Below are 12,336 nucleotides of genomic sequence, written 5' to 3'. Positions count from 1 at the left end.
GCGAAAGGATCTGAAGATATGGAGAAGAATCAGGAGTGTATGTACTGTATGGAGGATGAACGGCGGGACAACCTGATGATTGAAATCTGCGAGCTGGGGGTTTCGACAGTCTTTCTGTTCAAAGAGCAGACGTATAAGGGCAGATGCAATGTGGTCTACCGCGATCATGTAAAAGAGCTGTTCCAGCTTACCGCAGACGAATTGTCCGCATTCATGAATGATGTTGCGCAGGTAGCCGCAGCGGTGGACCAGGCCTTCGGGCCGGATAAAATAAACTATGGCGCTTACGGCGACAAGCTGCATCATCTACATATGCACATCGTTCCGAAGTATGACGGGCAGGCGGACTTTGGCTCCACCTTCCAGATGAATCCGGGCCAGACCTATTTGACGGATGAAGAGGTTCAGGAGATGATCGGGAAGATTAGGGCGTATTTGCAATAAACACTTCAGTTCAACATTGGAGGGGCCAGCCTTAACTGCCGCTCCTATAAATGAAGGTATTCCTGGCCCCGTAATGGCTTGGAATGCCTTTTTTATTGAGCCAGCTGTACCAGGTTCTTGATTATATTTGTGACACAATATTACATTTTTTTCTATCCTTTGGCCCAGGATCTGCTATATAATATTAGAGTTAAAATACAAATATTGGGGTGTCATATGAAAGTGAGAACAATAAGTATCTGGTTATCTGCGGCTATGCTGGCGTTATCGGTGGCTGGATGCTCTTCGGGGAAATCAGGCTCCGCAGGAGAGAACACGGAGAAACTGAAGACAGAGATCAGCAAACTGCAGGAAGAGAACAAGCAGCTGAAGGCAGAGAATGACAAATTGAAGGAAGAAGCCTCTGTGTTACCTGTAACTGCAGCAGGAGAAGCGGAAGTCGTGGAACCCGCAGGCGAAGAAGCCGGTACTGCAGTGGCGGATGCCGGGGATGATCAAAAGACAATGGTGAAGGGCACACCGCTGGTGATTGATGGGATCGGCGAGTATACTATTACGAAGACCTCTTTTGCCAAGAAGGTTATACCATCCAAGCCAGGAAGTTTCTATACGTATTATGAAGCTAAGGAACCGGGTACAACCTATTTGGCAATCACTTTACAGGCGAAGAACCTGGCCGGAGAGGCCATGGATGCGGATGCTGTAGCAGATGTAAAGGTTAAATATGATAACAAATACGAATATAGCACCTTTTCCACCATGGAAGAAAACGGCGGAGAAGACTTCACCTATACCAGTATTTCCGAAATTGAACCGCTCAAGAATGGTACTCTGGTCTATCTGGCTGAAGTTCCTGACGAAGTAGAGTCGGGCAGCAAGCCGCTGTATGCGGATGTCAAAATTGAAGGCGAAACGTACCGCTATATCATTGTAAAATAATGCAAAAGCCCGTTCCAGCCGCAATGGTTCATTTGCGGTCAGCACGGGCTTTTTATATGACTTAATACATGACTTAATACTTTATAAGACAGAAGCAGCGGGGACCTCTTGCCCGAAGAATGCCGGCAAATACTCCTTATTCGCTTCCAGCATCTCATCCAGCATAGCGATAGCTACTTCTACAGAAGGGACAAGCGGATGGTGTGCCAAAGCTTGAATAGCCAGGCTCCGGTCTCCGGTAACGGCAGCGTCGATGGCGAGCTGCTCGTAGGTCTTGACCGCATGGATTAGCCCTTTGGCCATCGGCGGAATCTTGGTCAGCGGCAGCGGCAGTGGGCCAGTCTTGGTGACAACGCAGTTGACCTCGATGCTGGCATCATCCGGCAGGAAGTCCAGGATGCCGCGGTTCGCAACATTCAGCGTCTGAATGTCATTGGTGCCGTTATGCAGCGAGCGCATCAGGTTGACGGCAGCCTCCGAATAGAAAGCCCCGCCGCGCTGCTCCAGCTGCTTCGGCTTCTCGCTAAGCTCCAGGTTTCCGTAGATTTCAAACAGCTCTTCCTCCACGCGCTTGACGACTTCTGCACGGTTCTCGCCTTTTGAGGCCGAGGCCTGCTGCTCTTCAAGCATCGCATCCGTCATATAGAAATATTTCAAATAATAAGAGGGGAGGGCATGCAGCGATTGCAGGAACTCGGGGTTCCACTCGCGCGCCGGAACATTCTTCGCGCTGTAGCCGGCGGTATCGGCCAGCATGTCATCCAGCTTGTCTTCACCTTCGACATCAATGCGGGTGATCCAGTGCAGGTGATTGAGGCCGACGAACTCGGCATAGATCCGGTCTGGGGCCGCATTATATTTGGCGGATACCTGCTTAATCAGACCAATCGGGGCATTGCAGAGGCCGATGCTCTTTACCTTCGAATACCGCAGTACTGCTTCGGTCACCATACCTGCCGGATTGGTGAAGTTGAGCAGCCAGGCGTCCGGAGCCAGCTCCTCGATATCACGGCAGATGCCGAGGATGACGGGGATCGTGCGCAGCGCTTTCAACATTCCGCCGGGGCCGGTCGTTTCCTGGCCGATCACGCCGTATTTCAGCGGAATGGACTCATCGCGGGCGCGGGCATCCAGCATCCCGACGCGGATCTGGGTGCTGACGAAGTCGGCACCTGCAATGGCCTCGCGGCGGTCGGTGGTGAGGTGGACCTCTATAGGGAGGCCGGATTTCTCGACCATCCGCTTCGCCAGAGCGCCCACGATGTTCAGTTTATGCAGGCCGGCTTCAATATCCACAAGCCATAGCTCCCGCACCGGAAGCTCCTTGTAATGCAGAATGAAGCCTTCTACGAGTTCCGGGGTATAGGAAGAACCCCCGCCGATCACGGCGATCTTAAGACCTTGGTTAACTGCCAAGATGAATCACTCCTGTCTTGTTGTGGTGGGGATATGTTCAAATTCCTGAAAGGGACGCATTTGCTCATACATTTCATGGCTTATCGTGATGCCGTCACTCTCCAGCGCCGACCAGAGGGCGCCGACGACTGGCTCCGTAGTTAAAGTCACTATAGACGCACCCGGAGCCGCTTCACGCACAGCCTGTTCGATCGGATCCCGGATCCAGCCGCGGTCGCCCCGGGTCAGCAGGCTTCCGGCCAGCACTACATCAAAACCATCGTTCTCCATGCCTAATCTATGGATTACGGCGGCTGCCGCCTTGCCCAGTTCCACGCCCTGACGGTGCAGGATGGCGAGCGCCGCAGCATCACCTTCGGCAGCCGCCGGGAAGAGCAAGCGGGCGGCATCCAGCGGCACCTGCTTGCCGTGATCGAGGAAATCATTGTACATATCATTCACCCGTTCATAGCCGAGCAGCTTCAGTAGCGGCTTCGTGAGCAGGGTTGCGGCCTCCCGGCCGTCCCAGGCGCGGATGACCGTGCGGAAGACCTCGATATTCAGTGCGCCGCCGCCGCCGAAATCGCCGTACATATAATCGAAGCCGCCGCACTGGAAGTGCTGGCCCTGCGGGTTGCGGCCGGCCGCGTTAGTGCCGGTGCCGCAGATCAGGGCTACCCCGTAGGGGCGGTCCGTACCCGCCCGCAGGCCGATCATCGGATCGCCGCTGATCGTATATGCAGTAAATCCGATGCCGCGGATCATCGGATGAAGGATCTCATAATCGGTCTTGCGGTCGGCCCCGGCAAGGCCCAGGTACGTATGCCTGATATCCTCCAGCCGGAGTCCGGCTTCAGCCAGAGCGGCCAAGGCTGCTTCGCGGATACTTGCCGCCGCCTGCTGCGCTCCGGTCTGGTGATTACCGTTGCCGCTCCTGCCTTTGCCGAGAATATGGCCGTGTTCATCGCTTAGGAGGGCGTAGGTTTTGCTGCCTCCCCCATCGATCCCCAAGTAGTAAGCCAATGGTCGTCACTCCTAAAGTTTTGATAGCCTAACCTTCTTTGATGCCCACTTCGCAAAACTCGCCTCGGAAGCATATGCTTAGTTTTGATAGCCTAACCTTCTTTGATGCCCACTTCGCAAAACTCGCCTCGGAAGCATATGCTTAGTTTTGATAGCATCACATCATCAGGATTTCAGCGTAGATTCCCGTATGATCAGCTCCGGGTCGATCCGGATGTTCGAGCCGCGCTTCATCTCGCCGCTCAGTCTGCGCAGCAGCATATCGGCTGCCGCCACTCCGATCTTGTCCGCCGGCTGTCGCAGGGTGGTCAGGTGCGGGCGGAGCTGGGAAGCAATATAGTGGTCGTCATAGCCGACCACTGCGACTTCCTCAGGCACCCGCACTCCCGCTTCCATCAGGGCGTTGATGACGCCGAGAGCGATATTGTCATCTCCGGCGAATACAGCCGCGGGGAGTGTGCCCGCTTGCAGCCAGCGTCTCGCCGTGCTGTAACCCATCTCGATCTCGAATTCGCCGGAGACGATTTCGAACGGGGTAATCCCCCGGTCCTGCAGTGCCTGCTGGAAGCCGGCGCGCCGTTCCCGCGTGCTGCGGAACATTTCCTGCCCGCAGATATGGGCGATGGAGGTATGTCCCAGCTCCAGCAGGTGGCTGGCCGCGGCATATCCGCCTTTGAAGTTATCGATGGTAATCGAGTAGGTATCGTTCTCCGGCAGCTGATTGTCAATCAGCACATAGGGGATACCCCGCCGTTTCAGCTCCATGATATAATTGTCTTCTTTCATCGGCGAGAGCAGGATGAGCCCGTCTACGCGGTCTTCCTGAATCAGATAGTGGTTCTCGTCCGAGCCGATGCCCGTAGAGATGGAGATTGCCAGGAAATAACCATGCAGGGCCAGCGTCTCATTCAGCTCTTTGACCACCGCATCGAAGAAGGAATCCTGAAGTGTCGTTACAATCAGGCCGATGATGCCGGTCTTGCCGCTGGCCAGGCTGCGCGCAGCCGCATTAGGGCGGTAATCCAGCTCTTTGATCGCATCGAGCACCTTCTGGCGGTTGTTCTCCCGCACAGACCCGGCGCCGTTTAATACCCGCGATACGGTGACCACGGACAGCCCTGATTTTTTGGCTACATCAAAAATACTTACTTTCATCTCAAACGCTCCTTGCGGCGGATTTTCCGGTGCTAGTATCTGTCTCCAGTATACAGGGAGCGCCGGTGTTCCGCTAAACGTATAATTGCCGCAGCGGCTGAAGCCGCCTTATCTTTTGATAATCTCCGTTACTTTCTTCTGAATCACCGGCATCACCTCTTCCAGCGTCTTGTGTCCGGTCTCGACAGGCTGCAGCTCATTAATGAACATATCGTTGATCTGCGAGTAGTTGGTGATCAGATGGTTATAGGATTCATAGCCGTATTTGACCGCGCCCTCGTAGACCTTCTTCACATCCTCCGGATCAATTCCGTCAAAATGCTTGTAATAAACTTCAGCCGCTGCGGTGTTGACCGGCGGATTGCCGCCGCTCAGCTCAATGGACTTCTCCTGGACCTCGGTGGTCATCAGGTATTTGATCCATTCAAAAGCTTCCTTCGGATGCTTCGAATCCTTCAGAATCAGCAGCGGATCGACGAACAGTGTGCTGCGCACCTGCTCATTGCCGCCCCATGGCACTGCGGCTACGCCGATTTTGAACGGGAAGTCGTTAGCCCCTGCGAGGTTCCAGGAACCGCCGATCGACATCCCGATCTTGCCTGCAACGAACGGGTCGCCGTTCTGTCCGGCTACGCTTTTACTCCACTCGGAAGTGGGGGACACCTTATCCTTGAAGACAAGGTCGAACAGCTTCTGGTAAGCGGCAATGACCTCAGGGGAGTCGAAATGTGTCTCGGAAGGAACGCCGCCGTTGGTCCAGGTATCCGCGGAGTAAGGCTCTGCCCCGAAGTACAGCGGCCGCATATCCCGTTCCGCCCAGGTGAAGTCTACGCCGTATTGCGTTTTGGCGATATCGTCGGAGACGAGGGTCATCTTCTTGGCATCCTCAACCATCCGCTCAAAAGTCCAGCTCTTATCTTCATAATCGCTTGGCGGATAGGAGACACCTGCCGCATCGAACATATCCTTGTTGTAGAGCATCAGGGTGACGTACATATTGACCGGTATGCCGTAGGTATGGCCGTTCACCGTGTAGATCTTCATCAGATTCTCGGGGATGTTATAGTCCTCGGCCTTGAAGCCGTCTTCCTTAATGAGGTCGGTCAGGTCGAGCAGCATGTCTTTGTTATAATACTCGGCGAAACCGCCGTATCCGTAGTGGCTCGTAACATCCGGGGAATTGCCGCCGGCAATCAGCGTCTGCAGCTTGCTGTCGAACTGCTCGTAAGGTGCTTTCTCCACCTTAACCTTGATATTCGGATGCTCTTGCTCGAAGTCGGGAATCAGCTTCTCAATGAACGTGCGGTCCTCCGAGTCAATCGTATAATGGGATATTGTCACCTGTTCACCGGACCCGCCGGAGTTCCCGGCTCCGCTGTCCCCTGCTGCGACATTCCCTGCTGATTTGCCGCCGCCGCAGCCCGATACAGCTACCATTGCTGTCAGAACTGTTGTAAGCAGGACGGCCGGCCTCTTGCTCTTCATGAATTTGTTCATTGTCCAATCCCTCCATGATTTCAAGTATTGTGGACCCGGATTACTTAATGCCTGTCAGCACAATGCCCTCCACAAACTGCTTCTGGGCGATAGCGAACAGAGTGACGATCGGAACCATAGCCAGGACCGAGGCAACCATCAGCAGATGCCATGGCGGAATGCGGAAACGTGATGAGGTGAGCGAGGCCATGCCGACCGGAAGCGTGAATTTGTCCGACGAGCTTAAGTAGAGCACAGGGGTCAGCAGATCATTCCAGCTATAGATAAAAGCAAAGATTGCAACGGTCGCCAGCGCCGGTGCAGACAGCGGAAGCGCGATGGTCCGCCACATCCGCAGCTCGCCGCAGCCGTCGATCCGTCCGGCGTCGAACAATTCCTCGGGCAGTGTAGAGAAGAACTGCCGCAGCAGGAAGATGTTATACGCCGAGCCGAAGAAGGCGGGCACGATCAGCGGCAGGAAGGTGTCGATCCACTGCATTTTGGAGAACAGCACGAACTGCGGAATCATAATGGCCGGATAAGGCAGCATCATCGTGCTCAGCAGCAGGATGAACCAGAAGTTGTTGCCGCGCCCCCGGTATCTGGCGAACCCGTAAGCGACCAGCGCCGAAGAGAGCAGGGTGCCGAAGACGGAGAGGCCGGCGATTATCAGGCTGTTCTTGTACAGTGTGCCGAACTGGAGAGTCTCAAAAATATCGGTATAATTGCTCCAGGCCCAGCTCTCCGGCAGAAAAGTCGGCGGAAACTTCAGCATTTCCCGTTTCGACTTCAGCGAGGTGGAGACCATGAAGAACAGCGGCAGCAGCATGAGGAATGTAGTGATTATCAGTGTGATGAAGCTGGCGACTTTAACGGGATCAACTCTCCGGCGCAGCCGGGAAGGCGGGCTAAGCGGGCTCGCGGCCTTAACGGTACTCATCGGCGGCTGCCTCCTTCATAGTGGACATAGCGATTAGACAGCTTCATAATGACGGCCGTGAACAGCATGACGACAATCAGCAGTATCCAGGCAAGGGCTGAAGAGTAGCCAGCACGGTATTCCTTGAAGGCACTGGTATACAGATTGTAGACGTAGAACCAGGTGGAGTAGTTAGGTCCCCCTTGGGTCATGACGAAGGCTTGCGTGAACACCTGGAAGGAGTCGATCAGACCCATAATCAGCTGGAACAGCAGGACGGGTGAGATCATCGGCAGTGTAATATTCATGAAAATGCGGAAGCGTCCTGCCCCGTCAAGGTTAGCGACTTCGATCAGGCTGACCGGGACCCCCTGCAAACCGGCGAGGAAGAGGATCATGCCGGAGCCTGCTGTCCAGAAGGACATGATGATCAGGGCGTACAGCGCCGTATCGGGATTCATCAGCCAGGCCGGGCCGTGGATGCCGAACCAGGAGAGCATGTAGTTGAAGAGGCCGATCTGCGGGTTGAAAATCCAGTACCAGAGGAGCGACATCGCAACGCCGGAGACCATGCTCGGGAAATACATCGCTGTCCGGAAGAAGCCGCGCCAGGGAATGGTCTGATGCAGCAGCAGGGCGAACCCGAGACCGAGCAGTAATTGCACCGGCACGCTGATGAAGGTATATCTTAGCGTGACTTTTACGGACCGCCAGAACAGCTCGTTATGGAACATCTCCGTGTAGTTGGCGAGCCCGATGAACTTGGGCGGATGAATAATGTCATAATCGGTGAAGCTGTAGTACAGCGACGACAAGATAGGATAGAGGGCGAAGATAAGGAAGCCAATCAGCCATGGGGAAATGAACAGATACATGTAGAACGTCTGCCGCCGGCTCTCACTCTTAATCACGAACACACCAGCCTTTCTTTCTTAAAAGTATAAGCGCTTTAACTTTAAGGATAAATAAAAGTCGTTTAATGCTAATTCAAATAGAATAAACAAATAATAAGTTTAACCGCTTTAACTTTTAGTTCGCTCTGTTGCACTAATCATAGTGGATGGAACGGAAATAATCAACAGTTATTTCGTTAATAAAGCGCTACCAGTCAATAAATATAACAACGTAAAGGGATGTGTTGCTAAAAATGCAGGAAATTTCATTGCGATCATGCATGTTGCGTAAGGTAAGGTTACATATACGGAGGGTTTTAAGATTGAATCTGAGCCTGTTAGCACTATGTTTCATAAGTCTGCTGGAAGTGATGTGATATATTCTTCGCATGGAAGAATCGATGGTGATTCCGGGAAAGTAACTGCGTCCGGCCGCCCGGCCACAGCTAAGAGCCGCCCGGCTTGGCCGGGCGGCTCTCATTTAACTAAGGTATAGGCAGATTGCTGCTCTGCTTACGTCCACTGATGATCGCCGGACAGATACTTCTCGGTCAGTACGGACAGCAGCTGAATACCTACTTCATTCTGTCCGCCTTCCGGAATAATCAGGTCAGCGTATTTCTTGGACGGCTCAATAAAAGCTTCATGCATCGGCTTAACTGTGGTCAGGTATTGTGTGTGGATCGAACGGATCGTCCGGCCGCGTTCCTCGATATCGCGCAGTACCCGGCGAAGGATACGCACATCGGGGTCGGTATCCACGAATACCTTAATGTTCAGCTGCTCGCGCAGCTTCTCGTCGGAGAGGACATGAAGCCCTTCAAGAATGACGATATTGTTCGGTGCAAGCCGAACGGTCTTCTCGGTAGAGCGGGCATGAACGGTAAAATCATACACTGGGGCAAATGCGGCTTGTCCGGCTTTCAGACAATCTAAATGTTCAATCAGCAGTTCCGTATCAAAGGCCAGCGGGTGATCGTAATTGATCGCACCGCGTTCAGCCATGCTGAGGTAAGAATGGTCTTTATAGTAGTTATCCTGAGATATGAACGTCACTTTGTCAGATCCAAGACGGTCAATAACGGATCGCGCTACCGTCGTTTTGCCGGAACCGGTCCCGCCGGCGATACCAATAATAAGCATGGTGTTTTTATAAACCTCCCTAAGCGATTGCCTTTGCAATTCCAATATTGTAGCACAGCGGTCAACTTATTTCACCTTGGATCAGGGGAATATCATGTGAACTTTCAAATAAATCGGGTATTTTAGCGGAAAATGATATAATTTCAAGTATTCGTACAGATCGAGCATATTTAAAGGGAGCAGATTAGCGGAATGAATGAGCAGAATGCTTTACTGGAAGCTTTTAACGGGACAGAAGTGCAGCTGGCAGGCCATGGCAAAAGAGGGATATCCGTGCTGAAGGAAGCGCTGGCCGGAGTGGAGGATCAGCTCGCTGCCGACTTGTATGGGTCAGGCGCAGTAATAGAGGATTTCCAGGCGGAGATGGCCGGGGTGCTCGGCAAGGAAAGCAGTGTATTCTTCCCCAGCGGCACGATGGCCCAGCAGATCGCCCTGCGGATCTGGAGTGACCGCAAAGGCAGCAAAAGAGTGGCCTATCACCCGCTATGCCACCTGGAGATTCATGAGCAGGACGGGCTGAAGGAGCTGCATCATCTGGAGCCGCTGCTGCTGGCAGATAAAGACCGCCTGATCACACTGGATGATGTTAAGAATATGGGGGCGGGTATTGCTTGTCTGCTGATTGAGCTTCCCCAGCGGGAAATCGGCGGGCAGCTGCCGGAGTATGCCGAGCTGGAAGCTATTTCGGCCTATTGCCGGGAGCAGGGGATCATTCTTCATCTGGATGGGGCGCGGCTGTTCGAAGTGCTGCCATACTACGGCAAGACAGCTGCCGAGGTCTGCGGGTTGTTCGACAGCGTATATATTTCCTTCTACAAAGGCATCGGAGGAATTGCCGGAGCGATCCTGGCTGGAAGCCGGGAATTCACGGAGGAGTCGAAGATCTGGAAACGGCGCCATGGCGGTGACCTAATCAGTCTCTATCCGTATATCCTGACGGCTAAGTATTATTACGGGCAGCGGATCGGCCGGATGGCCGGGTATTATGAGCAGGCCAAGGAGCTGGCTGCCTTATTCAACAGCTGCCATAAGGTGTCTACGCTGCCGGAGGTGCCGGTCTCGAACATGTTCCATGTACATTTCGCGTTATCCAGGGAGCAGCTTGCTCCGGTATTGATTCAGGTGTACAAGGAATCGGGAATCGGGCTGACACCGCGGTTGAAAGAAACAGGAGAAGCTTCATGCTCGTATGAGCTGAACATCGGGGATCTTTACAGCGGAGTGTCCAAGCCTGCGCTGGAAGAAGCCTTCCGGCTGCTGGATAAGCTGCTGCAGGAAATCTAAGGCGGGCAAAAAGAAAAAGCAGCTTCCTTATAGGGGGAAGCTGCTTTTTGTGTGGAGAGTTACACCGTACATCTAGCCGGTCTGTCCCGTTAACGGTTCATCAGCGCCCGTACGAAGGAAACGCGGAGCAGCTGTTTTTTCATCAGCTTGGTGCGGAACTGGCGCTTCAATCGATTGTAGGCCTGAGGAGAGTGGTCGCTTGCCCAGCTATACATGAACTTGAAGTCGCTGTGGCTTTTGGCGGAGTTCATCAGGTAGTAAGAGATCGTATCATAGACGTTATGGTTGAACCACTCATTCATTTCCGCCTTGCTGTAGCCGAAGCGCTCGATGGCCATATTGCGGATGTTGCGCTTCTCCTCCAGATTCTCGATCAGGAACGACTGGCTGAGATTGAAGGTGATATTGTTGCCGTGAATCCGGTACACGCCCGCCAGCGTATCAATGAACCCGGCATCACCGATCAGCAGCGCACGCAGGTATATAGAAGCATCGTTGACCATACTCATATTCAGAATATCCATACTCATCAGTGCCTCGCGCTTGAATATGGCGGTTAAGGTTGATGCCGGCTTGGGATAGTTCTTCCGCTCGAAGTTCATGAAATAGTCGTGTTTGTCCGTGACGGGACTCAGCCCCAGACTGGAGATGGTGAGCTTCTGCGACTGGGAATACTCCAGGAATACATTTGCGGCGACAAAAGACAGCTCCGAATTCAGCCGGTGTACCTTCACCGCTTTGGTGAAATAGCTGCGGTCAATGAGATAGTCATCATCGTCCAGGAACAGGATGAATTCCCCGTCGCCATGTGCGGCCAGCGCTCTGCGGCGGTTGTTGCCGGGGCCGCTGTTGGTCTCATTCTGCATGAAGATGACGCGTGGCTCTGCTCCGAAGATGGCGTTCATCATCTCCTGCGTACCGTCGCTTGAGCAATCGTCAATGACGATAATTTCAGTATGCGGATAATCCTGCCGCAGAATGCTGTTCACTGCCTGCTGCAGGAAATCTTTTCTATTATAAGTAGTAATAATTACACTGACCTTCGGATGGCTTGAGGGACCGGCGTCCAGATTAAGTGTAGACTCCTGCGCATCAGGCCCGTTGCTGCTGAGGGCGGCAAGCCCCTGCATGAACCCAATTATCTCATCGATCTGAATATTGAATTGAGTGCTGACATAATACTGGAGCGCGTCATCTGAAGCCCGGCCTGCCAGAAAGGCATCCAGGACACCAATTAGCGTCTCCAGATGTTCTTTGATTCCGGCATCACTCTCGCTGCTGCTGATATTCCTGCCCTGGCGGATCAGCTCTTCACGGGTCAGACCCCCGGCGGGCGGATGATGAATATCGTCACTCAGCTGATGCAGCAGATGCATTCCTGCTTCATGTAAGTCCCCGCGGTGATCCATAATCAGTCCTCCTAAAAGTTTTATGGAGCAATGCTTCCAGGCTCACTTCGTAATAAAACTCGCTTCGGAAGCATGGGCTAAATTTTGTGAGCTATACTCCATTGAATATCCTACGAACAAAATAACTTCGGAAGCAAGGGCTAAGTTTGGTGAAAATCACAGCTTAATTTAAATAGTTGGATTTTCTCCACTTATTATCCTCAATGTGAAGACCATTCTAAAATTAGTTGGAAAAACTCCACTTAAAAATGCACAT

Annotated in this window: 11 protein-coding genes; 3 read left to right on the top strand and 8 right to left on the bottom strand. The window is 53.1% G+C overall.

What is annotated here, in order from left to right; all coding sequences use genetic code 11:
• The first annotated feature begins 18 nt into the window (after positions 1-18).
• Together GC101_RS04785 and GC101_RS04780 are read left to right on the top strand one after the other, a co-directional pair.
• A complete protein-coding gene (locus tag GC101_RS04785; protein WP_171716335.1) occupies positions 19-444 on the top strand; it encodes an HIT family protein in 426 nt (141 codons plus the stop codon).
• Between the two features lie 222 nt (positions 445-666).
• The gene (locus GC101_RS04780; protein ID WP_343049591.1) at positions 667-1,383 is read left to right on the top strand and encodes an FtsB family cell division protein; all 717 of its coding nucleotides are present in this window, start codon (positions 667-669) and stop codon (positions 1,381-1,383) included.
• Positions 1,384-1,464: 81 nt separating this feature from the next.
• On the opposite strand, the gene GC101_RS04775 is transcribed toward GC101_RS04780, so the two are convergent.
• From GC101_RS04775 to udk, 7 genes are all read right to left on the bottom strand, one after another.
• Complete coding sequence (locus GC101_RS04775; protein ID WP_171716333.1) at positions 1,465-2,799, bottom strand: 6-phospho-beta-glucosidase; 1,335 nt, start codon at positions 2,797-2,799, stop codon at positions 1,465-1,467.
• A gap of 6 nt (positions 2,800-2,805) precedes the next feature.
• On the bottom strand, positions 2,806-3,801 hold the full coding sequence (locus GC101_RS04770; RefSeq protein ID WP_171716332.1) for an N-acetylglucosamine kinase: 996 nt from the start codon (positions 3,799-3,801) through the stop codon (positions 2,806-2,808).
• A gap of 165 nt (positions 3,802-3,966) precedes the next feature.
• On the bottom strand, positions 3,967-4,956 hold the full coding sequence (locus GC101_RS04765; protein WP_171716331.1) for a LacI family DNA-binding transcriptional regulator: 990 nt from the start codon (positions 4,954-4,956) through the stop codon (positions 3,967-3,969).
• 108 nt (positions 4,957-5,064) lie between these two features.
• Entirely contained in the window at positions 5,065-6,453 is a 1,389-nt protein-coding gene (locus GC101_RS04760; RefSeq protein ID WP_171716330.1) for an ABC transporter substrate-binding protein, read from the bottom strand.
• Positions 6,454-6,493: 40 nt separating this feature from the next.
• Positions 6,494-7,372, bottom strand: coding sequence for a carbohydrate ABC transporter permease (locus GC101_RS04755; RefSeq protein ID WP_171716329.1), 879 nt, complete (start codon positions 7,370-7,372; stop codon positions 6,494-6,496).
• Positions 7,369-8,226, bottom strand: a complete 858-nt coding sequence (locus GC101_RS04750; RefSeq protein ID WP_171716373.1) for a carbohydrate ABC transporter permease — start codon at positions 8,224-8,226, stop codon at positions 7,369-7,371. The genes GC101_RS04755 and GC101_RS04750 overlap by 4 nt, the downstream gene beginning before the upstream one ends.
• A 531-nt stretch (positions 8,227-8,757) precedes the next feature.
• Positions 8,758-9,387 carry a uridine kinase gene (gene udk / locus GC101_RS04745; protein ID WP_039296931.1) on the bottom strand — a complete coding sequence of 210 codons (630 nt, stop codon included), beginning with the start codon at positions 9,385-9,387 and terminating at the stop codon, positions 8,758-8,760.
• 192 nt (positions 9,388-9,579) lie between these two features.
• On the opposite strand from udk, the gene GC101_RS04740 reads away from it, so the two are divergent.
• Positions 9,580-10,671: a threonine aldolase family protein gene (locus tag GC101_RS04740; RefSeq protein ID WP_171716328.1), complete on the top strand. Its 1,092-nt coding sequence runs from the start codon at positions 9,580-9,582 to the stop codon at positions 10,669-10,671.
• A gap of 89 nt (positions 10,672-10,760) precedes the next feature.
• Here GC101_RS04740 and GC101_RS04735 read toward each other — a convergent pair whose 3' ends face one another.
• A complete protein-coding gene (locus tag GC101_RS04735) occupies positions 10,761-12,080 on the bottom strand; it encodes a glycosyltransferase family 2 protein (RefSeq protein ID WP_171716327.1) in 1,320 nt (439 codons plus the stop codon).
• Positions 12,081-12,336 lie beyond the last annotated feature (256 nt).

This window comes from Paenibacillus phytohabitans (assembly GCF_013141775.1).
Taxonomy (GTDB): Bacteria; Bacillota; Bacilli; order Paenibacillales; family Paenibacillaceae; genus Paenibacillus_AQ; species Paenibacillus_AQ phytohabitans.
This window is presented reverse-complemented; position numbering and strand designations above follow the sequence as displayed.

Excerpts from the sequence above, each read along its gene's own strand:
- GC101_RS04785 (WP_171716335.1), top strand. The coding sequence starts at position 19 with ATGGAGAAGAATCAGGAGTGTATGTACTGTATGGAGGATGAACGGCGG.
- GC101_RS04765 (WP_171716331.1), bottom strand. The coding sequence starts at position 4,956 with ATGAAAGTAAGTATTTTTGATGTAGCCAAAAAATCAGGGCTGTCCGTG.
- GC101_RS04760 (WP_171716330.1), bottom strand. The coding sequence starts at position 6,453 with ATGAACAAATTCATGAAGAGCAAGAGGCCGGCCGTCCTGCTTACAACA.
- GC101_RS04755 (WP_171716329.1), bottom strand. The coding sequence starts at position 7,372 with ATGAGTACCGTTAAGGCCGCGAGCCCGCTTAGCCCGCCTTCCCGGCTG.
- GC101_RS04750 (WP_171716373.1), bottom strand. The coding sequence starts at position 8,226 with ATGTATCTGTTCATTTCCCCATGGCTGATTGGCTTCCTTATCTTCGCC.
- udk (WP_039296931.1), bottom strand. The coding sequence starts at position 9,387 with ATGCTTATTATTGGTATCGCCGGCGGGACCGGTTCCGGCAAAACGACG.
- GC101_RS04740 (WP_171716328.1), top strand. The coding sequence starts at position 9,580 with ATGAATGAGCAGAATGCTTTACTGGAAGCTTTTAACGGGACAGAAGTG.
- GC101_RS04735 (WP_171716327.1), bottom strand. The coding sequence starts at position 12,080 with ATGGATCACCGCGGGGACTTACATGAAGCAGGAATGCATCTGCTGCAT.